The sequence below is a fragment of the Cupriavidus pauculus genome (genome assembly GCF_008801835.1).
GTDB lineage: Bacteria > Pseudomonadota > Gammaproteobacteria > Burkholderiales > Burkholderiaceae > Cupriavidus > Cupriavidus pauculus.
Map to the genome: position 1 here is coordinate 45,099 of NZ_VZOW01000013.1, position 20,390 is coordinate 65,488.

Sequence of the window (20,390 nt, forward strand, 5' to 3'; positions counted from 1 at the left end):
GTCTTGAAGATGTACGCTATGATTTAGCCATCAATTCAACAAGATGGGTTAATCATGAATATTCAAGATATCAAGAAGCAAGTTGAGGAAGTGGCTGAGAAAGCTCAACAAGCATTTTGGGATGAGGTTGCAAAGAACTTCCCCGAGATCTCAACGGGTGATATGCCGATTCAAGCGGTCTTCCAGTTCAACAAGGAATGTGAGGAAGCGGTGGGAATCTGGGTCAAAAGCAACCATCCCAGCTATCCCAAAGAATAGAACCCTCAGAAACTCACGAAAGAGCCCCTACGTGGGCTTTTTTGTTGTTGGTGGTGCCGTAGGTCTACCTCACTGATTGGAGAGGCTAGAAACCATGAAAAAAGCCCCTAATTGGGGCTCTTATTAAACCAGCTTCATGAGTCGTTTGTAGAGCATGGTTTGGAAGTCTCTATTGGTATCTACGAACATATGAACATAGATGCCGTCGTCCTTGATTTGATACACCACTCGGGTCTGTCGCACGAGTCTTTGACGGCAATCGGTCAATCCAAGGGTCACGATTTCTTGGGGGATAGAGCCAGCTTCGGGCATCTCTCCAAGTTGGCTGAGAACCTTCTTGTACTCAGCATCAACCTCTTGCCAAACCGTGTTGCCGAAGTTCTTGCGCACATAGGTTCGGATCTCCCGATAGTCCTCCTTGGCGGCACTCAGGACAAAGACGGGGCGGGTCATTCCTCACCTTCCTTGTCCATCTCGGCAAAGAAGGCTTCGGCGGTCACGAACTTGCCTTCCTCGATCTGCTTGTTGCCAAGAGCCAAGAGCTTCAAGAGAGCCATTGTTTCTTGCGTTTCTTCGTAGGTAGCAATGTCCATCACTACCATCTTGGCTTCCCCGTTCTGGGTAATGATCAGCGGGTTACGGTTCTCAGCGAAGTCCTTCACGATTTCAGCGGTGTGAGACTTCAAGTAAGAGATGGGCTTGATCTGTTCAGAGAGCTTCATGGTGTCCGTTCCTCTTAGCTGTTGAGCCATTCTTCGTAAGTCTTGACCGTCCAGCCAAGGCTTTCGGCATTCGTCTTGTAGATCTGGTACTCGCTGTCGTTGTCGCCTCGGGCTTGGGTCTGCCAAGTGTCAGAGGGGATCAGCTTCGGGGTGTCGCTCATGGCTTCGTCCTGGTTGGTGACTACAGGACTAATTATAGACCAAATTTAGTCTTTCATCCATCAATATCCCCGAAACATCAATAAGAACAACAACAAAAAAACAACCTCAATGGGTTGTCTTTTAATTTAATCTGATAATCATTCCCCTGAAGACCGAGGGGTTAGGTTTTAGATTTTAAGCTTTCTCTTCAATACGATAGCCAGATAATCAGCGATGTCTTGCTTGTCTTCGTCATCAATATCGGAAGGAAACGACATCAAGAAATATTTGCTGCCGCTCAAAGGCATTTGGAATGCGTAACTCATAAGACTCAGCTTTAGGCTTCTCTTTGACCTTGGCTGGCTCAGGTTCATTGAATGGATTGTCTGAATCGATTGAAGCCAATATCCTGTCTAGCTCGTCGTCCTCTTGTGGGGAGGAAGGTACAAATAAAACTCTTGGGCTGTACTCCTTGTGATGTCGTACATATTGCCTAGCGACTTCATACTTGTAGATGGCGGCTTTAGTGATGCCAGTAAGCTCGCTGATTGCTTTGACCGTTATTTTTTTGTTGGCTTCAGACAATGTGCCGATTGCAACCTTTACTTCCTCAATGTTTTGTTGTGTGTTTTTTGCCATATTTCCTCCTTATAGTTGTTATTAGTTGGCTGTCTTATTTTTTCTTGGGTCCAGGTTTGACTCTCTTGTATGGAATCTTGTTTTTTGCAAGCTGGTTGCACAAACTCATCCTTTGAGCGACGATCTCTAAAAACTGGAATATTATGCTCGGCAACAATCTTGGAAAGTGTTTGGCGAGTGGTTCCAATCATCCTAGCCAAGCTACTTATGTTGTACTTTGAAGTGTCAATCTCGCTGAGTCTTTGAAGAATAGTTGCAACTGTGTCTTTATTTCTTATTCTTGCGCATTTAATCTTGTGGCTCCTAAGAAGATTGTAAAATGCTGCTAATGATCCATCCATTTTCAATAATTTGTAAAGCTCTCGTGATGTATATTTTGAAGTATCAATCTCACTGATTCTTTGAAGAATAGTTGCAACTGTGTCTTTATTTCTTCTTCCATTCTTGAAGGGTATTTTTTCAGCATAGAGAACTTCTCTTAATCTTCTGAAATTTCCCCCGACAATCTTGTGTAGCTCTTGAGCGGTGTATTGCTCTGTGTTGTCAATTAACTTAATTTTATCGATGATGTTGTTGGCATGAGGTATTTTGTATTTGGATAGCAATAAACTCATCTGGTAAGAATTGAGACTAGCTAGACCATCTATTGGTAGCTTCTTTATGTCTGAGTGAAGTAAGCTTTTTGTGTCAAAATTCTTCAACTCTTTGGAAATTCGCTCAAGTTCATCTCGTTGCTGAAAATTATCCAAGCTTGAGAACTCATCAAACTCATTCAAGATTTGATGAACTCTTTGTCTACTTATGCCCAAGTGACTGCCGACAGAGGCTGTGGTGGTTTTTGTTCCCTTGGCATTTAGTTCCGCGATTGCCTCTCTAACTCTATGTATTGCTTGCTTGTCAGAACGATTCTGTTTTGGATATTCTTGGTAGGTCCTCAACTTGGTCAATAAATCTTTTTGCTTGTGATAGTTGAGTGTGCCCTTGATTGTGTCATAAGCCTTGCCAAGTGATTTGGCAACCTCTGAGATCGTTGGCTTAATTCCTTGCTTTTCCAATGATTCAATGGCTTCGTAAATCTCCTTTAGTGCTTTTGGTTGTGTGTGTTTTCCCATATAGTCTCCTTATCTCATGGTTGGTCTTCTTATCAAGAAAGGACTAGGTCTCTTTTCTCGTTGTGGTTCTGGTTCGTAGTTGCTGTTCATGGCATCCATTGCTATGAGCTGAGTGATAAGCTCCATACATGACTTGTGCTTGCTCTCAGTAGCAAGAGACATCAAGAATAGTGTTGCTCCCTCGGCTTGCTTTCTCATAGATTCCTCTCGGTTGGTTGGTTTCCATCCTGCTAGTTCTGCGGCTTTAAGAAGCAATGGCATCTCAAAGGTGGATGTCACATCCTCAAGGTCTTTCTGGTGTTTCTGCTCTTCTAAAGCCTCGTCCTCTCTGCGACCTTGCACCTGGGCTGCTGCTCGTTTCTTCTTCTGAGCTGGGGTTAGGTTGCTATCAAACATTTTTCTTGCCTCCTTTGTGGTTGCTTAGCTTCTTGTATTCGATGTTGTTGCGGTAGCAAATGACTCGCAATGAACGAATGGATGTTTGGCAATCGATAAGCTTGTGTAGCTCTTGAATAGTCAAGTTGCTCACATCCTCTTTCAGATTGATAAGCTTGTGCCTGGTCCCGCCTGGTCGTGCCTTGGATCGCTGAGCACTGGCAAAGCGAGAGTCGTCAAAGGGGATCTCGTGCTTGCAAAGTAGCTTGTAGAAGGATTGAGCTGTGCGGGGATAACCGACAACCTCTTTCAATTCGTTGATGGTTTTGGCTGCTGTGTCCATGCTCTTCAACTGCCCGACGAACATAGCGAGCTCGTCTTCACTGAGGCGATACTTCTCATTGCTCTCGTTGTTGTAAGCAAGGGTCTTGCTTACTGATTGACGGCTGATACCCAATGTTTGAGCGACATTGCTTTGGGTGGTCTTTACGCCACTTTCGCCTAGTTCTTTGATTGTGGCCTTGATCTTCTCAATTCCCGCTTTCTTCTGGTTTGTTTTCATGTTGTCTCCTTCGTTATTTAATAGCCCCTTGATTGGGGCTTTGTTGGTTTAATGTTCATTCTGCAAATAAGTCCCAATAAGAACCGTTTTTCTCGACAAATTTCTCTCGTACCCATTGCCGTCCTTCTTCACGAGTTTCCTTGTATTGCTCGAAGTATTCTTCGTCTGAAAGATAGTTGGTTGAGATGACTTTAAGGCATGTTGCTTTTGAAAGATTGCCCCATAAGCTGATGTTTCTATACAAGACGCTGCCATCGTCGTTCCACACATTGAAATGAGCTGTGGTGCGTTTGTGGGAGTTGAAGTTGTACTTGTCTAAGTTGTTGATGATTGTGATGGTTGTCATTTTCTAGTCTCCTTTGTAGTTGTTGGTATTAAGCGATTCTTACTGCATCTGTTAATGGGTTGTAATCGGGCTTGTCAGTCCATACGATTTCATGCATGTCATCTGTGACTGCTTCGTAGACTTCATCTTTGTTGCCAGAATATATCTTGGCTATTGTTTCACTTGATTTGTCGATCAAGGTGAATGTGTCGCCTTCTGATTTGATTGAATGGTTATTGATGCCCCAAATTTTTGCCAATGTAATTAAAGCACTTTTGATTTCTGTTTTTGTAGTCATGGTATTCTCCTAAATGGTTCTTTCATTATTCAATTTAACGATTATTTAGAATTTGTCAACATAAAGAACTGGTTTATATTGACTTTAAGATAAACGGTAAACTTAGCGATAAGTGGCAAGATAGGGATTTATTGAGGGCAACAAAAAAGCTCCACTTGGGAGCCTTATTGTTTGGTTGAGGAACTTAGATTGATTGAGCCAAGTTAATTGCTGCCATGCTGATTAATGTTACAAGCAAGGTAAATCCAAATATGAAATCTACAGTTGATAGATTGTTGGATTCATCTTTGAATTCTTTTTCCCAATATGCGAATTTTCTTTTTAATGATGCGATAGACATGTTATTCTCCTTGTTTGTTATCTATATATACCTAATTTAACAAATAAACGGAATATGTCAACATAGTTTATTGACTTTAAGATAAACGGTAAACTTGACGATAAAAGGATGCATTGGAGCTTCTTAAATAAGGAAGCCCGTAGGGTGGGAAGACTTTGACAGCGAGCTTGACTCGCAAAGAACGAATGTTCTTTTGAAGATGAAGGGGCGACTTGTCCAGACAAATAAAAAAGCCCCTCTAGGGGGCTTTTCATGGTGTTGCTGAGCTTAACTTAATTCATCCGGGTGCAAACGGAAATGGCATGTTGCCCGTCGTTCTCGATCACTGCCAAGCTTGCCGACAGAGGCAACACAAGAACTCCACTTGTGAGCTGATTTTCGCCGTTCTTGGTAGAGGTTGCCATGCCCGTGAAGTCGTACATTGCACTGGCTCCATTGACCTTGTTCAAGGTCAGTGTTTCTTGCCAAGAGCTGTTGCCTTGGGTGACATTGATAGTCGTTCCGCTGTTCTTGAGGGTGCCTACAAGATTGCCGAAATACGAGCAAAGCCAGCTTCCATCAAACTCGTTGCCTTGGAGAGCTTGGGTCTTCACTGCATAGAGGTTGCCAACGGTCAGAGGGGCAACGGTTGCATAGTGGTCGACAACCAGCACGGGACCACGATCACCAGCTTGCACGAAGACATTGCCGAAATTGGCGCCATCAAGCTTCATGGTAATGATGCCGCTGTTCACATCCTTGCTCAGAGTGAGGTTGTGCTTCTCCGTGGGCTTGGCGGGGTCAATCTGGTTACATCCCGAGCTGGAGACCGTCCCAGCAAGGCAATAGGTTCCTGTAGCTCCATCGCTGTTGATTTGGAGCTGTCCACCAAGGAATGTTGCTGGGGTTCCTCCTTGCGGGTCTCGTGTGGTGCCAAGGAAGTTGTAGGTGCCAGCAAGAGCCGTCATGTTCGCTACTTGATAGGGAGAGCCAGCAACGGAAGCTGACTTGCTTCCAACGGTCATAGTCCCCGATATCGTCTTTGTTTGAAGGTCTTGATAGAGACTGATTTTGCCCGCTAGGGTGTAGTTGACGAAGTTGCCCAAAACCGTGCGGGTCAGTGTTCCCGACTCGGTAGCAACTCCATATTGAGAGTTGTTCGGAACTACTTGATAGTTGCCCGTTTTGGTGTCGACCGTCAGTCGCCATGTATCTCCAATATCGGCGGCAAGGTCAAACACTTCCTTGCTGTTGTCGGTGCTGATAGTGGTTGCCCCGAGAGCTGAGGCAGTGGCTTGAGAATTCGCTTGAGTGGTGCTGATTTGAGGCTGTGAAGGTTGGGTGTTGGTTTGCGAGTTGTTATCGCTGCCTCCACCTCCACCACATCCAGCAAGAATCATGGTGAGAATGGTAGCCGTGGTCAGTGCTGCTTTTTTCATTACTTTCCCCTTGTTGATTGATTGTTTAGCTCAAATAGACGCCGCCAGTTTTAGGAGCATCTTTGACTCCAAACGCCTTCTTGATCTTCTGAAAAATTGCCTTAATCGTCGGGTCGCCGTCCATGTCGTTCTGAATGAGAACCGTCTTGTCCATGTACTTGCTTTCAATCGTGACAATGGGTTCTCGGTTCTTGCCAAGCAAAGTAATGGAATCTGGGGCAATTACCGTGTAACGATCATTGCCTTGTGATTCTGTGTAGAGAACATAGCCATTGACTTGAATATCCATGAGAACAAGGTCATTGGCATTGCTTCGGTGAGCCGATAGATAGCCTTCAAGCTTCCGTGCTGTTTGCTCGTCGGGATTGAAGAAGTAATCGGTGGCTTGATTGAAGCCGTTTGTCTTGAAGCTGGGATTGAGCAAGACAAGGTAATATCGGCCACTGCCATATCCAAGACTGCGGTACTTGTCTATGAAGTTGGTTTTATTTACTGAGGCATAAATGGCAAAGCCTTTTCCGGGTTGGTAGGCTTTTACACTGGCTGTAAAAGGTGTTTTGATTGAAACATTCTTGATGCGTTGTGCCGTGCTATATGAGGCGTCAAGTTTGGGTGTCAGTGCTTTGAGAAGATCTTGCTTGCCGAAGGCATTTGAGTTCTTGTTGTATTCAAAGGAGAAATCTTCCGCCAGTCCTTGATAATCCTTCTTGGCTTTAGACCAATAAAAGTCTCGCCATGTGTTGTAGGTGGCATCCCCATCTTTGAATTGGGAAGTCATATCGAAGGTGGTCTCGTAGACCTTGCCTTCTGAGGACCGGCGAGCAATGCCGGTGCTGTCGGCAAGGGCGGTGGTGCAAACCGTGAGCGATAGCACTGCGGCCACGGTTGCGAAGAGCTTTGAGTGTGTCATTGGGTCTCCAAATGCAAGGGATGGTCAACCTGGCTTGAGTTCGTGCCTGGTCACGCTAATGTGGGAATGGGTGGTCCGAAATGGGAACCATATCCCGCATTGCTAATCATATCCCGTGGTGCTATGTGCATCAACGGGCCAGTATGGGCGCATGGTTCAAGGCAATGAAAAAAACCCTGCTCTCGTGTTGTTTGGTGCCACTGTTCGCCGTCTACGGAAAGAACGGGGCAACTCGCAAGAGACCTTTGGAGATCTCTGTGGCATAGATAGAAGCTACATGGGGGGTATTGAGCGAGGGGAACACAATCTAGCCCTCATCAACATCCTCAAGATTATTGTTGCGCTTCAGATGAAGCCGTCAGAGTTTTTCAAGCATCTTGACGACACGGACTAGGGTTATCGTCAACAACATAGAGCATTTAGCTCCGTGCTGAGTCGATCTGTGCGATTAACATTCTTACGGCATGAAGAAAGCTCCCAAGTTGGAGCTTTTTTTGTTTATTAGAATCCGAATTTCCTCTTGGCTTCTTGTTGTGGTAGGTTCATGTGTCTTGCTTGAACCTCAATCATATCCCCGTTGAATTTCATTTCCTTCAACTCTTCCTTGGTATATTCAAGAAGAGCATTGGCAACGGCATCATTGATATATTGCTTTGCCTCTCTCAAAGACTTGATCATAAGACTATCAATCAAATCTTCGCTCATGCTTGGATTGAACAATGCTGATCCTCTTGTTGCCTCATTGTAGATTTTCTTGCAGATAGAGGTTCTTTCTTCTTTGGTTGGGCTTGGGATATCAAAGACTTTGAATCGGGTCAATAATGGCTCTGGAATGCCTTCAAGCTCATTAGCACAAGCAATGAAGATAACACCTGAACAATCGATTGGATGGTCTATAAATTCGTCTGTAAAGGTCTTGGCGGTGTTCTCTTCAAGTAACTGGTAGAGAGGTGCCTTGGGATCATTGTCTTCTCTAACGGGCTTCTCTATCTCATCCAAGACAACGATTGGATTGACTGTTGAACTCTCAACCATAGCTTCAAGGATCTTGCCTTGTTTAGCATCATTCCATGTAGAGCTTCCCCCACTTAATAAACGTCCTGTTGTTGCTGATGAGATGTCCACATAGGTCATGCTGGTTTGAAGAGCTTCAGCAAGTTTCTTGGTAAATAGTGATTTACCGATACCTGGTGAGCCAAGCAATAGGATGGGATTGACACGAAACTTGTTGGTCTCTTCAAGCAATCTGAACTGAGCTTTGTAGAAGCGAATGTCTTGAAGCTCATCAAACACGGCTTCGTCTTCAATGATTATTTTTGGTTTTTGAGAAGGTTGTCTCAAGATTTTGCCGATGAATGGGACATGCGGACCTCTTTCAAGACTTCTATGATGTCTTCTCAATGATGCTTCGTCATACCAAGTCACCTTTTTGAAATCCTCTGGTTGTTTCCCATCTCTGGCTAAATAAAGAACGGTATCGCCATTAAGCTCTCTCTCATAGTGGCTATAGATAATATCGCTGGCTAATTTGTAGTATTCTGAATGCGAAGCCTTGAATCCGCTAAGTCTGATACGATTGATGGCATGAAGTTCCTTACTTTTGGTCTCCATTGTGAAGTGGTTGTCTTTCACTTCAATTGATTGTAAATATCGATGAAGTCTTGCTCTGACAAACTGTGGGGCATCTCGTCTTGTTTTGAAAAATCTGCAAATTTCCTCAGCATCTTCCGTGTGTTGATCAGTTACCAAGGGCTCAAAAATCTTCATATAGCACTGAACATAGAAGAGGCCATCATCTTCGGGATAAATCTCAACAAGCTGCTCAAGAGTTTCAACTGATTTTTCAAGTGCTTGAATGAATTCGCTGTCTGAATCATCCAATGGGTGTCTGTTGATAGGAATTGCATCTAATAGTGTTTGCTTCCAGTCAGTGTCATTTTTCTCCTTCTCTTCAGGCTTGATTTCCTCCTCTTCCTCGTCATCCTCATCAAAATCAAAATCAAAAGAGGGGAAAGTGGGTTCATCGCCTGGATCGCCTTCATTGTTTTCCTCTTGCTCGCCAACGATTTCATTGAAATATCCATAAATATCGGAATGGTATTCCATCATACTGACTTCAAGAACATAGTCACCAAAAGCACGGATATTGGTGTCAAATTCTTCAACAAGAAGCTTGACGATATCTAAATGACCTAAATATGCAGCCTTGCATAAAATGGCGTTTTTGTTGTGTTCTGGATTAAGGTGGGCTCTGACAGTTGCTACTGAGCCTTTTTTGATGGCAAGCTGTAGATAAGGTGGCAACCCTTCAAAGTATTCATCAATTTCAAGAGTAGTTTCTTCAATCATATTGTCTCCTTGTTGTTGTTATAACTTCAATTTAACGGTTATATTGAGTTTGTCAACATAGCAACTAAAATAAAAGACAGGAGACACAATTGAAGATAAGTGGAGGCAATAAAAAAGAGCCTTTCGGCTCCTTAGATTTTGGTTCGTATTCTCATCTGTCTAGTTTCCTCCATATTGCCTTGCATAGCTTCTCTGCTGAGCGAAGAAAGGCAACTCCACTTCTTACAAAGCCTGCCGTGGTGAGAGATCCCACAAAGGCAAAGCCAAGCAAGACAAGTAAAAGTAGGAAACCTCCTATGTGTGGGTTCTTCGCTGCATCGGCCATGTCTCTGAGAGCTGAAGTGGTCAATGCAAGCATGAATGCATTAACGAAGAGGAATGCTCCCGTCTCTTTAAGCAAGCCCTTGATATCCTCTTTGGGTGTTGTGTCAGTTTGATTATTCTTGAAAAACTGAAATTCTTCTTGTTGTAGTTCCATATCGTCTCCTTATATTTTTGCTTTGCCTTTGGAGCCTCCATTGTCATGAAGTTCAATAGAGAGCTTGTTGGCAAGCATGATGGTGCTTACTTTCTTTGAAAGTAGGGATGCGAGATAGCTATATGCTGCTTTGTCAGCTTTCTTGTGCTTTCTCACATACCAAAGATAGTCATTCAAGTTTGTCTCTAAGTTGTTCATGTCGTCGCTCCTTGTTTTTGTTCTTAATACTGACCTCTAAGCCATTTTTCGTGCTGGTCCAGTCTGTCTATCAATCCACCTGTTTTCTGTCTGAGTTCACCCCATTTGAAGGTGTGCTTGCCTTTGTAGGTCTCCAAGACAAGAGGGGCGAGTTGGTGAAAGACTTCCTTCGTTCTGGTGAGGATCGCCTTCTCGGTGTACCTGGCAAGCTCCAATTCAAAGTGAGCGTGATATGTGGTCTCGATCAGCTCTTGGCTCTCTGGAATGTGATTGAGAGAGAAATGAAGGTTGTAGTGACTCTTGTTGCTGGTTGGGTTGCTGATGCTCTGTAGGCTGAGCTCGTAGCAATCTGAACCAATCCACTCAGTAACCTTCAAGCCCTCATAGAAAGCATGGTTGAAAAGAAATCGCTTGAAGCTGTGGCTGTCGTCACGGATATATTCAATCTCAAGCTTCTTGTCCACGGTGGTTTTCTGTTCCATGTCTAGAAGGTGCCATTTCGCAACCAAGGCCATTGTGTATTCTTCAACGATCATTTGAAGCTCCTTGTAGTTTTGGCGGTGCTGCTGGCTTTGTGCTTCTGCCCAAGGCTCTTCATCATGTCGTCGTAGACCAAAGCTGCTTGAAGGCTCTGAATGCCTTTGTAAGCTGAATCGATCATCTGAAGGGGATCGTCAAAGACGGCAGAGAATAGAGGCTTCCCGTTCTTCAAGAATTCAATCTTGATCTGCTCGTGCTTGGCTGTGTGGTTGCCGACATTGAAGTACATATCAAGATTTTGTTGTTCTCTGATTCTCTTGATATCTGCCATCTTGTCTTTGTAGGCTTGTGGCAAGTTGTCAGTTGGAAGCATGACAAGGCTTGGGTCGTAGTGAGAGGCGAGCTTGTTTAATTCTTGCTCTGTGCAAAGCTCAAGTATGAAATAGTTTTTTTGTCCTCTTAATCTGTCTGTTGAATTCATGTTGGTTCTCCTTGTACCCCTAAAGCCCGCATGTAGCGAGCTTGATTGGTTGGGTGCTGGAGAACTTATCCTTGGAAGTTGCCTGTATCTTCTAAAGACTTCCAAAAATCCTTGGCAAATTTTTTGATGCCGTCCTTGCTCAAGAATTTCTCAGCCTCGGGCTTTTCAAGTGTTGTATGTTCCAACTCTTGCTTCTTCTCTAAACTCTTATCTAACTTCTTTTCCAATGGCTTATTCATCTTAAACATAACATCTCCTTTTATCTGTCAATATTCAATATAACGAATAAAAAGAATTTGTCAACATAGAAAGCAAGAAATATCTTGACTTATTGAAAATAATTTGACTTGCTTTTGTTTTCTGCTATTTGTGGACGGATTAAAGGAGGTTGATAGATGAAATATCAATATTTAGCACGAGAGAAGGAACTTCATTTCTGGGTAGTGGAAGAAGGCAAACACAAACACTTGATATATAGCGATGTGGGTGTCAACGAAGTTGATGATGCTGTTCGTGAAATGAAAGAGAGACTTGACGAAGACTATCGCCGTCAGAATGAAATAGAGGCTCACAATAGATAAGCCCTCCGAAGAGGGCTTGTGGTGTTGGTGTCATACCTTGATTTTTCCAGCTCGTGTGATTGATTGCTCTTGCTTGTCCTTATGTTGGATACCAAGCTTTTTCATCATGTCTTCGTAGCTGTCTTTTTGAGGAAGGGTGGTGTCAAGTTTGTTGGCAAGTTTTACTGAGTTCGCTGTATCTCGCACCCATTGAGCTGTTTCCTCTTTAATGTTTCTGACTTGAGGAATCGCAATCTCGACATCCGCTCCCTTGTTAATGAGCATTTGTGTGGCTCCTGTTTGGTGGGCTTCTATGGCGACTACAAGGGCATGTTCTCGTTTTGCATGAATATCAGCCCCATGATCTATTAAGACAGCCATATTGCCAAGATACCCCCAATGGGAAGCAAGTATCAATGCATATGGGTATTGTCTTGAGTCGGCTCCCTTATCGATGAGCGCTTTCATAATCTCTGGATTGTCTCTTGATGCTGCCACTGCTTCAAGGTGTGTAGATCCGCGTTCTCCGCTGTAGTTGGCGTCAAATAATTCATGCTCCATTAACTTCTTGGCATCAGTAACATAACCTTGACGTATGTCGGAAATGAAATTCTCGTTGACTGTGTAGTAATCCATAGTTTCTCCTTATAGTTTAATTTTGCCTTCTCTGGTCATTGATTGATTTTGCTTAGTCTTATGCTCAAGCCCAAGTTTCCTCATCATGTCTTCGTATGGATCTTTTTGAGCAAGGTTGATGTCAAGCTTGTTCTTGTTGACAATTCGGTTTAATGCTTGCTCAGGGTCTTGATTGCCGACCATGCTTTTCAATTTATCTGACATGTGATCGTAGGCTTTTGTCTCAAGAATAAGCTCTGGATCGTTTCTAAGTGGATAAGAGGCTTTCGCAACAATCTCTTTGTCTTTCTTTCCCATCTCAAGCACAAGCTCTCTGTCGGACAAGAATGATGGCTCAATGCTGGTAGCGGGTTTTTTGTAGTCTGTACCATGCAATTCTTGCTCGACTTCTTTCGTAAGTCCCTCAGAGATTGGTTTGAAATCTTTGTGTGATAAAGCATCTTTGAAGACTTCTCTATCTGCTCGTAGCTCGTCGCCTAGATAGTGGAAAATTTCTGGGGATACCTTAACGGCTTGTTGAGCGAAGTCTTTGTTATCAAGAAGCTCTCTATCTAAAACAGGATAGAACTGGTGTTCCCCTTTGAGAGCTTGTAGGGCAATATCAGTATCTTTTTGGAGATGTCTATCTAAGTTAAGATATGCTGCTGGATCGGCTGCTACTAGGTCCATTGCGAAAGGCTTATCTGCAAGTAGGTTGGATGGTAGAGAGTAATATCTGCCACTTTGACCTTGGGCACTTAAAGTCTCAAACCAATGTTTGTCCCTCTCTGAGGCATTGGGTCTTTCGGCTCTTTGGCGAGCTCGTTCAATGAGTTCTGGATCAGCTTTCAAATAGTGCTTGAATTTCTCTTGGGCTGTTTCATTGCTTTTCGCGTCTCTCCAATCATCATCCCAAGTCTCAGCATGAATTGCATGAGCATAGGCAAGGACAATCTCCTTGTCTTGTTTTAGCTCATCCCCCATTGAGTCCATAATTCCGGTTTTTCTTGCTTTTGAATTCAAGGCAGATAGATAGAAATCTCTATCGTTTCTGACCTCATCGCTCATGTCTGCAAGAGGAAAAGTGGAAGTTCCGAACCATAAACTACGTGCGGCATCTAGTGCTTCAAGAGCAAACTCTCGGCTGTTTTTTAATCTGTCTGAGGCGTATTTAGCCAAGTCGCCATCTTGTTCAACACAAGCGATCATGAACTTTTCATTGTCAAAATATTCTTGTGGTAGTAGCTTGGATTTGTCTTTGCAATCACTTTGGTAAAGCTCTTGAGCCATCTTCTCAAAGTCGTCGGTGATTTGGATTGGCTCTATTTGATCAAGTGTTTTTTCCATATAGATTCCTTGTTGGTTTCATTCATCATCTATATCAGAATATTGGCATAAATCAAGTTAATTGCTTGATTTATTTGCTATTTTCTTGTTCTTTCTTCTTCATCTCTTCAGCTTCTATTTCTTCAAGCTCATTCTCTAACCATCGCTGTAGGTTCATTAGTTGAATAGCGATTTCGGTTGAGTAGAAATGGAACAATGCCCATATAAAGAAGGCAACAAGTGGGATGAGTTTCCAGCATGAAGGAAAGCCCAAGAGCAAGCCGATAGCCAGAGCAATGATGGGGTTCATTCGTACACCCCTTTACGGCAAAAGCGGTTCTCTTGGGTGGTGAAGACGATTGGTTGGTTGTTCTGCTCTTTGACCTGGTAGGGGTAGCTATTGAGGTAGGTGAGATCCAGCTTCCAGACTCCCTTGAGTTGCTTGACCTCGTGCTTGGCTCTGTTGATGGCCAGTTCTACCTGGTCGGCAGTCCAGCCGTTGACCTTCTGTATGTGAGCTCTAACCATTGGCCCGTAGCCTCTAGAGTCAGTAAAGGCTATGTGCTTGAACTTGTGACAAAGCGGGCAAAGGATGAGGATATTTGTGAGGGATTGGGTTCTGGTTCTGTGGTCGTGAACCCATTCCTCGTGAGCCTCGACGTCGTGCTTGAAACCTTGGGCTTTTCCCTTGCCCCCGCATACCTCACAACAGAAGCCTTTCTTGCGCTTCGCATAATTCCTCAGCTCGTTCCATTGGGTCTCGGTAAGCCTAGAGCGGACATTTACCCCAGACATCTTCCAAGGAATCATGTCGGGCAAGATCTTGCCTTCTTGTGTTTGCTGGTTGGATTTTGGCTTGGAAAATAAGCCGTAGGCGATTAGGACAATGCCAAGTAGTAGGAATGTTGTTATTAGTATGGTCATGTTGTTCTTCTTGTGGTTAACAAGACAACATACCAGATAAATACACTTAATCAAGTGTATTGGTCGATCATGTATGAGTAATAGTCTTGATCTAGGCTTGCAAGATACCTTTTGATTTCTATTTTAAGAAGCTGTTTGCTCTTCGCATTGACAATCTTTTCTATGGTTCTCGTAGAGCAATCCTCATCTCTGTAATAGACCCTCACTCTTGCCGACTTCATGCGTGGAAGCTTCCCGCATGGTGCAAGACAAATCCTAGTCTATGGGCAAGAATCAATAGAGCAATTGTCGCAATAACAATCATGAATCGCACCCACACTGGCATGCCCTCTGGTTCATGGTGTTTTTCTTCCTTGACTGATTTATTCCAGAAGTCAAATTCTTGCTCTTGTCTCTCACATTGAAGCTCGGCGTTTTTGTTTTTCATTTGGCTTCCTTTGTCTTAATCCAAGTTCTACTCCATTTTTCCAAATCATCAAGCATCTTCGCCTTGAGTTCTTTCTTCTGATTGTAGTATTCAACAAATCGCTTAGCTGCCCCCTCTGGGTGATCCTCAATGGAAAGCTTCTGAGGGTCATTGGGATTCGAGATATAGAAGAATGATGCGGTAGGGGTTGATTTCCCTACTTGCTCTTTTTCAATCACAATGAGCTTGCCCTTGTATTCAACCAAATCATACTTGTCATCGTATTCGATAATATTATTGACATATTGGTGGCTTGCTTGTATTTCATCAATTATTTGTATTAGGTTCATGACCCCTCTCCTTTATCGTCCTTTCTATTCAATTTAACGGTTATATTGAGTTTGTCAACATTCAAGATAGATAAAAGGTTGGCTATCTTGACAAATGGAAATTGAAAGTTATATTTGGAGAACAACCATAAAAATAAAAGGGGACACTATGAGACTTAATGGGAGGAAAAACGGATTTACATTGATAGAGCTGATGATTACGGTGGCTATCGTTGGAATTTTAGCGGCAATAGCTTTGCCCGCTTATCAAGACTATGTAATAAGAGCGCAAGTATCTGAAGGTATGACAATTGTTGGTGGGCTTCAAGACGATATTCAAGAATACTATGCGAACAATGGAACACTGCCTGCAAGTAATTGGGCGGTTCCTACTGCAATGCCAGTCGGCAAGTATGCTTTCGTCAATAACATTCAAAACGGCTTGATTATTGTTCGTTTCGGCAGTGGAGCAAATGCCAAGCTTTCAAGAGCAATGTTAGCGATAGAAGCGGTTCCTGATGCGAATGGCTCAATCCATTGGAAGTGCGGAAATTTCGCTATGATTGCCCCTCAGTGGTTGCCATCAAGTTGCAAAGACACGATAGATTTGAATGGATATGGTGGTTAAGCCATAGAGCAACAAAAAAAGCCCCTAGAGGGCTTTCTTTCATTGTGGCTGGTGAATTTATCCTTGGAAATGCTGGGGATTCGCCAAGTCATTCCAAAGGTCTACACCCACTTTCTTGATCCCTTCCTTAAATGATTGATCATGCTGAGCATAGGTGTAGTATACCAATGAGGCTAATAGAAGTATGCTGATCAGTTTGATAATGGTTTGTTGTTTCTTGGTTGTCATGATAAGTCTCCTTGTTGTGGTTAGATTCCAAGTTGTTGAGCAATTGCTTTGTAGCCGTTGTTCGTGGGGTGGATGTGGTCTGCTGAGATGGTTTGGTCAATGTTCTTCATGTAGTCACGATTTCGCATGGCTACATAGAGAGCATCCTTCTTCTTCTGAATACCAAACGACAAGATAGCGGGTGGAAGTATCCAGATCACATTCTGAGCATGGATGCGAGCTCGTAGGGCTGCTAGGTTGGATCTCGTGCCTGGATAGTCTCTGTCGTTGATTCCAAGACTCACAATGACTGTTTGGACGGCCGGCACCTGGTTGAACCTGGTGAGAGCTTGGACTGTATTCAAGCCGACCTTGGTGTCACTGGCGCATTGTGGGAGCTGAGCTGCGATCCCTTGTGCAATGGAGTCCCCCATCACAAAGCAAGAGGCATCCTTCTTCTTGCTCACAACTTCTTGACCGAATGCCTTGGGTAAGCCCGCTATCAAGCAAAGCATGATGAAGGCTACGGTCAATGTCACATAATAAAATCGTTTTTGGCTTGTTTTCATAAATCCTCCTTTGTATATTTTTTCCTTGTAGTTATTGTTTGTTTTCCACTTTGACAAAGTGACTATCCTCTATGTTTGAGATAAAGCCTTGAATGATGAAATTGGCAAAGCCAAGTTTGGTGCAGATTGCTTTGATTTCAGTCAATATGCTCTTGGTTAAGACTCTGACAAAGAAGAAGGCTGTTCCCTCATCTTCTGCAATGAAATATTGGTTATTGATAGCTGCCATCATGATTGTCTCCTTGTAGTTATGGTTGGTAGCCCGTAAGGTGGGCTAATCCTTGTTGTTAGTCACCAATTTCAAGTTGGCGCAACATGCGATCTCCTTCCTTTCTTGCTTCTTTGTCAATTTCAAATCTATTTCTAGACAAGAAGTTATAAATTCTTATGGTTTCTTTGTATTTTTTAGACACTTCAGTAGCAACAGTTATGAAATCAGTGTCGCCGTCAAAACAGTATGCGTGAGAAAGTTTGTGCAAAACATTGTAGTACGCATCAATTTTGTCTTGTTTTAATTGAGCCTTGGCTTTGTCATTCATGGCGGGTCTCCTTGTTTGTTTTTGTTATATATTTAATTTAACGGTTATTTGGAATATGTCAACATAATGACCGATTAAATCTTGACTTTTAGATAAACGGTAAACTTCAAGATAGAAGGTAAGATTGATTGATGAATTGAAGATGTTGGCTTTTTTGATCGTCAAAGCCTGAAAATTGGCTTGCGAGAAGGGGCTACAAGCCTCTGTTTGAGGTTGGTTGGTGCTTTGGTATGTCTCGGGTGGAAAACGGCTCCACGGGGCTAGAAATGGCCTTCCTGAGCCTGTGCCCAAACATTGAGCAAAAGGTGAGTGTTTTCGGGAGGGTAGGAGTTGGTCTCTACCTGGTGGAGTTGGTGCCGTAGGCTGGGAGACCTGGCTGAGCGGCTTGACCGCTAGGAAAGCTAAGGCTTTCTTGAAGATGACTTTGAGGATTGGTTAGGTTCCTCATTTAAGAAGGCTGGGAGCCAATAAAAAAGCCCTCCGAAGAGAGCTCATGGTGATTGGTTCATACCTTGATTTTTCCAGCTCGTGTGATTGATTGCTCTTGCTTGTCCTTATGTTGGATACCAAGCTTTTTCATCATGTCTTCGTAGCTGTCTTTTTGAGGAAGCTCACGATCCAATTTGATGGCATTAAGCTTGTTTGCTACTTCTTGAGCATGGTCAAACTTTTCCTGTGCAGATGGATTTACTTGCTTGTTAAGTCTAGTGGGGTTAATCATCTTCTTGATATTCTCGAAGTCAGCTCCTTTGACTAAATTCTCTTCAATAACATCCTTTCTCCATTTGATATCGTCGGGGTGGTGGTCTCGCACTTGGATGAAGTCTAAAACAGCTTGCTCGCGCTCTTTATTGAGTGTTTCTTGGTTCAATGGCCTGAATGATTTTTTGTCGTTATCATGATCTACGAAGCCATAATGGGTGACGTCATGTTGTTTATTGTAAGACCAAGAGTTTGTTTGTTCGTCAAAGAGATAGTTGAAGTCCTTTTGCCAATATTGTTTTCTTGTTTTGTAGTGGTCAATATCGGTGAAGCTGCGGGAGTATTCTGGATTTTTCCCCACCCCATAAAATTCCGTTGATTGTTTGGTTTCGCCAAGACGATCCATTGCCTCACCTTTTATCAAGTTCTTTACGGATTCAGCATCCTTGTAGTGGTTGAGTAATTTTTCACCAACTCCACCAATCAAGTAGCCGTCATGGTGGCAATAAGTCATGTTAATAGTTCCATCCTTATTTAAAATTGCGATTGTTGCGTTTGTAGACATAGATTTTCTCCTTGTAGTTGTCTGTTTTAAATTTCCTGTATTGTTTCGGCTTTGATATATAAGTGGACTGCTCGTCTTCCTGTATTTTTATCTTTCATGTCTTGGTCTTCCTTCAATCTTGGGAAGATATTATTTGCTCGAAGCCAAAAGCTAGTTGACGACATTTGTTCAAACTTGTTCTGATCCGCCCACTTATTGAATGCTTCAAATATGGTTTGCTTGTCGTTCTTTTTCTTCTTGTCATCGTCGTAGTGGTAATTACGTTCAACAAAGAACAAGCGAACCTTGTCAGCAGCATTTCTCCACTCAGCGACAGAGTTATCAATGCTCTGAGCCTTGGTAAATTTCCAGTCGGCTTTGATCATGCGTTGAAGACCTTCAAGACACCAGAAAAGAACTTCTTCTTTTTCGTCTCTGATAATGTCGTGAGCAAGGTTTTCATCTGCTGTTGCTTCGGTAAATTGCTGAGTCCAGTTGACAAGTTGAACACGTCTAAAAATTGCATCGGTAAAGTCTGTGATATGAGGTATATCGTTCATAAGCATGATCCACTTGGCGGTTAGCTGAGCGTTCTGTTTCTTGCCGTAGATAGCTCTGACCTCAACCTTGTCACCAGATACGGCTTGCTTGACGAATTCCTGGTCAAATCCTTTCTTATCGGTCTCAGTAGCAAACACAAGACTTGCTCCAACAAGATGAGCATTGTATTGACCTACCTCATTGATCTTCACTGAAACTGGATTGCCGTGAAGGCTGGATAAAATCTCAATCAAAACACTCTTGCCGTTTGCGCCTTTACCTACCCACCATTGCATCTTTTGCTTTCTGGTTGTGTTAGTAAGTGTGTAGCCACAATATTCTTGAACAACCTGGCGAACCGCCTCATCGACAAGGGAAGTCTTTAGGAACTTCTGGAACTTGCTCTTTGGTGGGAAAACTGCCTTCTTCTTGGGAATGGTAAAATTACCCTCCGCTGGAATAATCACATCAATGATGTACTTCACGGGCTGGGTTCTATCTGGCACGATTGCCTTGATATTGCCTGTTTTTTCGTCAACCTTTAACCAGTGGTGGCGAGTTGGGATGATGATTCCCTCAATCTGCTCTTTTTCAAATTTGAGAACAGAATTGGTGAACATGGTATAGATTGAGTTGAGATTGCGAGCAAGGAATTGACCCGAATAATTCATGTCTAGCCAGCTCGTTATCATGCCTTTGATGTCTTCTTCTTCTTGCTGTCTCCAATATTCACCAGTCCATTTGAATAGAAGAGAACCTTGGCGGCGATAGTTATTGATGAGAAATCTGCCGTCTGTGTCTTTGCGTTTGATAAAGATGTGCTCAATGGTAGGTGGGTGCTTCTTAGCTCCACCTTCCTCGTCATTTTGTGTTGTTTCGGTATCAGCCTTGGCGGGAACCTTCTTGCTGGTTTTCTTGCTTGTAGCCTTTTTAGATGGCTTCACTGCTTGAGAAGCTTGTTTTGTTGCCTCGTCTTTTCTTAGCTCTTCTTCAAGGCCGTCAATAACACCATCAAGATATTCTTTCGCCTTTTGGTCTTCCTGTGATAATTCGTTATTGACATTTTCTTTTTCTTCTATTACATTATTCATAGCATATTTATCCTTATTAACTACTCAGTAGTTTTCCTCCTTCTGAGTTGGGTTGAAAAATCAAATCCTTCAAGTGTCCAGCTTGGGGGATTTTTTATTGGTGCCTTGCTCTTAGTTCTCCAAAAACTGAAGTAAAGCGAAATTGATGACCTTGCTCAAGTCGGTGTTTTCTCTTTCGGCTTTTTCTTTGGCGAGCTGTTTTAACTTTGGTGGAGTTAAAACCTCAATGCGGGCTGTTTTTCTTTCAGCAAGTATCTCAAATTTTGTTTTATCTAAGATTGGTGTATTGGTGTTCATTTAATATCTCCGTGTTGCTATCCGTAT

The 20,390-nt window shown here is 43.1% G+C and carries 35 protein-coding genes; 4 read left to right on the forward strand and 31 right to left on the reverse strand.

Annotated elements, in window-relative coordinates:
• The first annotated feature begins 54 nt into the window (after positions 1–54).
• On the forward strand, positions 55–258 hold the full coding sequence (locus F7R19_RS15145) for a hypothetical protein (protein WP_064804257.1): 204 nt from the start codon (positions 55–57) through the stop codon (positions 256–258).
• Positions 259–381: 123 nt separating this feature from the next.
• Here F7R19_RS15145 and F7R19_RS15150 read toward each other — a convergent pair whose 3' ends face one another.
• The 12 genes from F7R19_RS15150 to F7R19_RS15195 all read right to left on the reverse strand — a co-directional run bounded on the left by F7R19_RS15150 (position 382) and on the right by F7R19_RS15195 (position 7,100).
• Entirely contained in the window at positions 382–711 is a 330-nt protein-coding gene (locus F7R19_RS15150; RefSeq protein WP_064804255.1) for a type II toxin-antitoxin system RelE/ParE family toxin, read from the reverse strand.
• Entirely contained in the window at positions 708–980 is a 273-nt protein-coding gene (locus F7R19_RS15155; protein WP_064804253.1) for a type II toxin-antitoxin system Phd/YefM family antitoxin, read from the reverse strand. The genes F7R19_RS15150 and F7R19_RS15155 overlap by 4 nt, the downstream gene beginning before the upstream one ends.
• A gap of 14 nt (positions 981–994) precedes the next feature.
• A complete protein-coding gene (locus tag F7R19_RS29760) occupies positions 995–1,141 on the reverse strand; it encodes a hypothetical protein (protein ID WP_156669020.1) in 147 nt (48 codons plus the stop codon).
• A 235-nt stretch (positions 1,142–1,376) separates the two neighbouring features.
• Positions 1,377–1,760 (reverse strand): DUF6262 family protein, encoded by a 384-nt coding sequence (locus F7R19_RS15160; protein WP_150981134.1) that lies wholly within the window; start codon positions 1,758–1,760, stop codon positions 1,377–1,379.
• Positions 1,724–2,872: an RNA polymerase sigma factor FliA gene (locus F7R19_RS15165; RefSeq protein ID WP_150981135.1), complete on the reverse strand. Its 1,149-nt coding sequence runs from the start codon at positions 2,870–2,872 to the stop codon at positions 1,724–1,726. The genes F7R19_RS15160 and F7R19_RS15165 overlap by 37 nt, the downstream gene beginning before the upstream one ends.
• A 9-nt stretch (positions 2,873–2,881) precedes the next feature.
• Positions 2,882–3,268 carry a hypothetical protein gene (locus tag F7R19_RS15170; RefSeq protein WP_064804249.1) on the reverse strand — a complete coding sequence of 129 codons (387 nt, stop codon included), beginning with the start codon at positions 3,266–3,268 and terminating at the stop codon, positions 2,882–2,884.
• Positions 3,261–3,809: a helix-turn-helix domain-containing protein gene (locus tag F7R19_RS15175; RefSeq protein WP_064804247.1), complete on the reverse strand. Its 549-nt coding sequence runs from the start codon at positions 3,807–3,809 to the stop codon at positions 3,261–3,263. The genes F7R19_RS15170 and F7R19_RS15175 overlap by 8 nt, the downstream gene beginning before the upstream one ends.
• Positions 3,810–3,864: 55 nt before the next feature.
• Complete coding sequence (locus F7R19_RS15180) at positions 3,865–4,155, reverse strand: hypothetical protein (RefSeq protein ID WP_064804245.1); 291 nt, start codon at positions 4,153–4,155, stop codon at positions 3,865–3,867.
• A gap of 28 nt (positions 4,156–4,183) precedes the next feature.
• Positions 4,184–4,432: a hypothetical protein gene (locus tag F7R19_RS15185; protein WP_150981136.1), complete on the reverse strand. Its 249-nt coding sequence runs from the start codon at positions 4,430–4,432 to the stop codon at positions 4,184–4,186.
• Between the two features lie 184 nt (positions 4,433–4,616).
• Positions 4,617–4,772 carry a hypothetical protein gene (locus F7R19_RS29765; RefSeq protein WP_156669019.1) on the reverse strand — a complete coding sequence of 52 codons (156 nt, stop codon included), beginning with the start codon at positions 4,770–4,772 and terminating at the stop codon, positions 4,617–4,619.
• Positions 4,773–5,044: 272 nt separating this feature from the next.
• Complete coding sequence (locus F7R19_RS15190) at positions 5,045–6,190, reverse strand: hypothetical protein (RefSeq protein WP_064804243.1); 1,146 nt, start codon at positions 6,188–6,190, stop codon at positions 5,045–5,047.
• A gap of 25 nt (positions 6,191–6,215) precedes the next feature.
• Complete coding sequence (locus F7R19_RS15195) at positions 6,216–7,100, reverse strand: hypothetical protein (protein WP_064804241.1); 885 nt, start codon at positions 7,098–7,100, stop codon at positions 6,216–6,218.
• A gap of 151 nt (positions 7,101–7,251) precedes the next feature.
• Between F7R19_RS15195 and F7R19_RS15200 the strand changes: the two genes are divergently transcribed.
• On the forward strand, positions 7,252–7,494 hold the full coding sequence (locus F7R19_RS15200) for a helix-turn-helix domain-containing protein (protein ID WP_064804239.1): 243 nt from the start codon (positions 7,252–7,254) through the stop codon (positions 7,492–7,494).
• Positions 7,495–7,601: 107 nt separating this feature from the next.
• On the opposite strand, the gene F7R19_RS15205 is transcribed toward F7R19_RS15200, so the two are convergent.
• The 6 genes from F7R19_RS15205 to F7R19_RS15230 form a co-directional block, all read right to left on the reverse strand.
• On the reverse strand, positions 7,602–9,449 hold the full coding sequence (locus F7R19_RS15205) for an AAA family ATPase (RefSeq protein WP_150981137.1): 1,848 nt from the start codon (positions 9,447–9,449) through the stop codon (positions 7,602–7,604).
• Positions 9,450–9,600: 151 nt separating this feature from the next.
• Complete coding sequence (locus F7R19_RS15210; RefSeq protein WP_064804233.1) at positions 9,601–9,927, reverse strand: hypothetical protein; 327 nt, start codon at positions 9,925–9,927, stop codon at positions 9,601–9,603.
• A gap of 9 nt (positions 9,928–9,936) precedes the next feature.
• Positions 9,937–10,125 carry a hypothetical protein gene (locus F7R19_RS15215; protein WP_150981138.1) on the reverse strand — a complete coding sequence of 63 codons (189 nt, stop codon included), beginning with the start codon at positions 10,123–10,125 and terminating at the stop codon, positions 9,937–9,939.
• Positions 10,126–10,148: 23 nt separating this feature from the next.
• Positions 10,149–10,661, reverse strand: a complete 513-nt coding sequence (locus tag F7R19_RS15220) for a hypothetical protein (RefSeq protein WP_064804231.1) — start codon at positions 10,659–10,661, stop codon at positions 10,149–10,151.
• Positions 10,658–11,086 (reverse strand): hypothetical protein, encoded by a 429-nt coding sequence (locus F7R19_RS15225; RefSeq protein WP_064804229.1) that lies wholly within the window; start codon positions 11,084–11,086, stop codon positions 10,658–10,660. The genes F7R19_RS15220 and F7R19_RS15225 overlap by 4 nt, the downstream gene beginning before the upstream one ends.
• Positions 11,087–11,151: 65 nt before the next feature.
• Positions 11,152–11,334 (reverse strand): hypothetical protein, encoded by a 183-nt coding sequence (locus F7R19_RS15230; RefSeq protein WP_064804227.1) that lies wholly within the window; start codon positions 11,332–11,334, stop codon positions 11,152–11,154.
• A 147-nt stretch (positions 11,335–11,481) separates the two neighbouring features.
• On the opposite strand from F7R19_RS15230, the gene F7R19_RS15235 reads away from it, so the two are divergent.
• Positions 11,482–11,667: a hypothetical protein gene (locus F7R19_RS15235; RefSeq protein ID WP_150981139.1), complete on the forward strand. Its 186-nt coding sequence runs from the start codon at positions 11,482–11,484 to the stop codon at positions 11,665–11,667.
• A 30-nt stretch (positions 11,668–11,697) separates the two neighbouring features.
• On the opposite strand, the gene F7R19_RS15240 is transcribed toward F7R19_RS15235, so the two are convergent.
• From F7R19_RS15240 to F7R19_RS15265, 6 genes are all read right to left on the reverse strand, one after another.
• Positions 11,698–12,282, reverse strand: coding sequence for an ankyrin repeat domain-containing protein (locus tag F7R19_RS15240; protein ID WP_064804225.1), 585 nt, complete (start codon positions 12,280–12,282; stop codon positions 11,698–11,700).
• A gap of 9 nt (positions 12,283–12,291) precedes the next feature.
• Entirely contained in the window at positions 12,292–13,608 is a 1,317-nt protein-coding gene (locus F7R19_RS15245) for a DUF4116 domain-containing protein (protein WP_064804223.1), read from the reverse strand.
• A 70-nt stretch (positions 13,609–13,678) separates the two neighbouring features.
• Positions 13,679–13,897 carry a hypothetical protein gene (locus F7R19_RS15250; RefSeq protein WP_064804220.1) on the reverse strand — a complete coding sequence of 73 codons (219 nt, stop codon included), beginning with the start codon at positions 13,895–13,897 and terminating at the stop codon, positions 13,679–13,681.
• Positions 13,894–14,511 (reverse strand): HNH endonuclease, encoded by a 618-nt coding sequence (locus F7R19_RS15255; RefSeq protein WP_064804217.1) that lies wholly within the window; start codon positions 14,509–14,511, stop codon positions 13,894–13,896. Before F7R19_RS15255 ends, F7R19_RS15250 begins: the two co-directional genes overlap by 4 nt.
• A 217-nt stretch (positions 14,512–14,728) precedes the next feature.
• A complete protein-coding gene (locus F7R19_RS15260) occupies positions 14,729–14,938 on the reverse strand; it encodes a hypothetical protein (RefSeq protein WP_150981140.1) in 210 nt (69 codons plus the stop codon).
• The gene (locus F7R19_RS15265; RefSeq protein WP_064804215.1) at positions 14,935–15,267 is read right to left on the reverse strand and encodes a hypothetical protein; all 333 of its coding nucleotides are present in this window, start codon (positions 15,265–15,267) and stop codon (positions 14,935–14,937) included. Before F7R19_RS15265 ends, F7R19_RS15260 begins: the two co-directional genes overlap by 4 nt.
• Positions 15,268–15,361: 94 nt before the next feature.
• On the opposite strand from F7R19_RS15265, the gene F7R19_RS30485 reads away from it, so the two are divergent.
• The gene (locus tag F7R19_RS30485) at positions 15,362–15,874 is read left to right on the forward strand and encodes a pilin (protein WP_269465845.1); all 513 of its coding nucleotides are present in this window, start codon (positions 15,362–15,364) and stop codon (positions 15,872–15,874) included.
• A gap of 57 nt (positions 15,875–15,931) precedes the next feature.
• On the opposite strand, the gene F7R19_RS29770 is transcribed toward F7R19_RS30485, so the two are convergent.
• From F7R19_RS29770 to F7R19_RS15300, 7 genes are all read right to left on the reverse strand, one after another.
• A complete protein-coding gene (locus F7R19_RS29770; RefSeq protein ID WP_156669018.1) occupies positions 15,932–16,102 on the reverse strand; it encodes a hypothetical protein in 171 nt (56 codons plus the stop codon).
• A gap of 20 nt (positions 16,103–16,122) precedes the next feature.
• Positions 16,123–16,650 carry an SGNH/GDSL hydrolase family protein gene (locus F7R19_RS15275; RefSeq protein ID WP_064804213.1) on the reverse strand — a complete coding sequence of 176 codons (528 nt, stop codon included), beginning with the start codon at positions 16,648–16,650 and terminating at the stop codon, positions 16,123–16,125.
• Positions 16,651–16,681: 31 nt separating this feature from the next.
• Positions 16,682–16,882, reverse strand: coding sequence for a hypothetical protein (locus F7R19_RS15280; RefSeq protein ID WP_064804211.1), 201 nt, complete (start codon positions 16,880–16,882; stop codon positions 16,682–16,684).
• Positions 16,883–16,937: 55 nt separating this feature from the next.
• Complete coding sequence (locus F7R19_RS15285) at positions 16,938–17,189, reverse strand: hypothetical protein (RefSeq protein WP_064804209.1); 252 nt, start codon at positions 17,187–17,189, stop codon at positions 16,938–16,940.
• A gap of 505 nt (positions 17,190–17,694) precedes the next feature.
• Positions 17,695–18,456 (reverse strand): hypothetical protein, encoded by a 762-nt coding sequence (locus tag F7R19_RS15290; protein WP_064804206.1) that lies wholly within the window; start codon positions 18,454–18,456, stop codon positions 17,695–17,697.
• A 26-nt stretch (positions 18,457–18,482) separates the two neighbouring features.
• On the reverse strand, positions 18,483–20,066 hold the full coding sequence (locus F7R19_RS15295; RefSeq protein WP_064804204.1) for a phage/plasmid primase, P4 family: 1,584 nt from the start codon (positions 20,064–20,066) through the stop codon (positions 18,483–18,485).
• 111 nt (positions 20,067–20,177) lie between these two features.
• Positions 20,178–20,363, reverse strand: a complete 186-nt coding sequence (locus tag F7R19_RS15300; protein WP_064804202.1) for a hypothetical protein — start codon at positions 20,361–20,363, stop codon at positions 20,178–20,180.
• Positions 20,364–20,390: the final 27 nt, after the last annotated feature.

Excerpts from the sequence above, each read along its gene's own strand:
- F7R19_RS15240 (WP_064804225.1), bottom strand. The coding sequence starts at position 12,282 with ATGGATTACTACACAGTCAACGAGAATTTCATTTCCGACATACGTCAA.
- F7R19_RS15295 (WP_064804204.1), bottom strand. The coding sequence starts at position 20,066 with ATGAATAATGTAATAGAAGAAAAAGAAAATGTCAATAACGAATTATCA.
- F7R19_RS15195 (WP_064804241.1), bottom strand. The coding sequence starts at position 7,100 with ATGACACACTCAAAGCTCTTCGCAACCGTGGCCGCAGTGCTATCGCTC.
- F7R19_RS15300 (WP_064804202.1), bottom strand. The coding sequence starts at position 20,363 with ATGAACACCAATACACCAATCTTAGATAAAACAAAATTTGAGATACTT.
- F7R19_RS30485 (WP_269465845.1), top strand. The coding sequence starts at position 15,362 with ATGGAAATTGAAAGTTATATTTGGAGAACAACCATAAAAATAAAAGGG.
- F7R19_RS15235 (WP_150981139.1), top strand. The coding sequence starts at position 11,482 with ATGAAATATCAATATTTAGCACGAGAGAAGGAACTTCATTTCTGGGTA.
- F7R19_RS15265 (WP_064804215.1), bottom strand. The coding sequence starts at position 15,267 with ATGAACCTAATACAAATAATTGATGAAATACAAGCAAGCCACCAATAT.
- F7R19_RS15285 (WP_064804209.1), bottom strand. The coding sequence starts at position 17,189 with ATGAATGACAAAGCCAAGGCTCAATTAAAACAAGACAAAATTGATGCG.
- F7R19_RS15220 (WP_064804231.1), bottom strand. The coding sequence starts at position 10,661 with ATGATCGTTGAAGAATACACAATGGCCTTGGTTGCGAAATGGCACCTT.
- F7R19_RS15225 (WP_064804229.1), bottom strand. The coding sequence starts at position 11,086 with ATGAATTCAACAGACAGATTAAGAGGACAAAAAAACTATTTCATACTT.
- F7R19_RS15290 (WP_064804206.1), bottom strand. The coding sequence starts at position 18,456 with ATGTCTACAAACGCAACAATCGCAATTTTAAATAAGGATGGAACTATT.
- F7R19_RS15150 (WP_064804255.1), bottom strand. The coding sequence starts at position 711 with ATGACCCGCCCCGTCTTTGTCCTGAGTGCCGCCAAGGAGGACTATCGG.
- F7R19_RS15280 (WP_064804211.1), bottom strand. The coding sequence starts at position 16,882 with ATGATGGCAGCTATCAATAACCAATATTTCATTGCAGAAGATGAGGGA.
- F7R19_RS15175 (WP_064804247.1), bottom strand. The coding sequence starts at position 3,809 with ATGAAAACAAACCAGAAGAAAGCGGGAATTGAGAAGATCAAGGCCACA.
- F7R19_RS15190 (WP_064804243.1), bottom strand. The coding sequence starts at position 6,190 with ATGAAAAAAGCAGCACTGACCACGGCTACCATTCTCACCATGATTCTT.
- F7R19_RS15275 (WP_064804213.1), bottom strand. The coding sequence starts at position 16,650 with ATGAAAACAAGCCAAAAACGATTTTATTATGTGACATTGACCGTAGCC.
- F7R19_RS15185 (WP_150981136.1), bottom strand. The coding sequence starts at position 4,432 with ATGACTACAAAAACAGAAATCAAAAGTGCTTTAATTACATTGGCAAAA.
- F7R19_RS15165 (WP_150981135.1), bottom strand. The coding sequence starts at position 2,872 with ATGGGAAAACACACACAACCAAAAGCACTAAAGGAGATTTACGAAGCC.
- F7R19_RS15170 (WP_064804249.1), bottom strand. The coding sequence starts at position 3,268 with ATGTTTGATAGCAACCTAACCCCAGCTCAGAAGAAGAAACGAGCAGCA.
- F7R19_RS15210 (WP_064804233.1), bottom strand. The coding sequence starts at position 9,927 with ATGGAACTACAACAAGAAGAATTTCAGTTTTTCAAGAATAATCAAACT.
- F7R19_RS29770 (WP_156669018.1), bottom strand. The coding sequence starts at position 16,102 with ATGACAACCAAGAAACAACAAACCATTATCAAACTGATCAGCATACTT.
- F7R19_RS15215 (WP_150981138.1), bottom strand. The coding sequence starts at position 10,125 with ATGAACAACTTAGAGACAAACTTGAATGACTATCTTTGGTATGTGAGA.
- F7R19_RS15180 (WP_064804245.1), bottom strand. The coding sequence starts at position 4,155 with ATGACAACCATCACAATCATCAACAACTTAGACAAGTACAACTTCAAC.
- F7R19_RS15245 (WP_064804223.1), bottom strand. The coding sequence starts at position 13,608 with ATGGAAAAAACACTTGATCAAATAGAGCCAATCCAAATCACCGACGAC.
- F7R19_RS15250 (WP_064804220.1), bottom strand. The coding sequence starts at position 13,897 with ATGAACCCCATCATTGCTCTGGCTATCGGCTTGCTCTTGGGCTTTCCT.
- F7R19_RS15260 (WP_150981140.1), bottom strand. The coding sequence starts at position 14,938 with ATGAAAAACAAAAACGCCGAGCTTCAATGTGAGAGACAAGAGCAAGAA.
- F7R19_RS15200 (WP_064804239.1), top strand. The coding sequence starts at position 7,252 with ATGGTTCAAGGCAATGAAAAAAACCCTGCTCTCGTGTTGTTTGGTGCC.
- F7R19_RS15205 (WP_150981137.1), bottom strand. The coding sequence starts at position 9,449 with ATGATTGAAGAAACTACTCTTGAAATTGATGAATACTTTGAAGGGTTG.
- F7R19_RS15255 (WP_064804217.1), bottom strand. The coding sequence starts at position 14,511 with ATGACCATACTAATAACAACATTCCTACTACTTGGCATTGTCCTAATC.
- F7R19_RS15145 (WP_064804257.1), top strand. The coding sequence starts at position 55 with ATGAATATTCAAGATATCAAGAAGCAAGTTGAGGAAGTGGCTGAGAAA.
- F7R19_RS15160 (WP_150981134.1), bottom strand. The coding sequence starts at position 1,760 with ATGGCAAAAAACACACAACAAAACATTGAGGAAGTAAAGGTTGCAATC.
- F7R19_RS29760 (WP_156669020.1), bottom strand. The coding sequence starts at position 1,141 with ATGAGCGACACCCCGAAGCTGATCCCCTCTGACACTTGGCAGACCCAA.
- F7R19_RS15155 (WP_064804253.1), bottom strand. The coding sequence starts at position 980 with ATGAAGCTCTCTGAACAGATCAAGCCCATCTCTTACTTGAAGTCTCAC.
- F7R19_RS29765 (WP_156669019.1), bottom strand. The coding sequence starts at position 4,772 with ATGTCTATCGCATCATTAAAAAGAAAATTCGCATATTGGGAAAAAGAA.
- F7R19_RS15230 (WP_064804227.1), bottom strand. The coding sequence starts at position 11,334 with ATGTTTAAGATGAATAAGCCATTGGAAAAGAAGTTAGATAAGAGTTTA.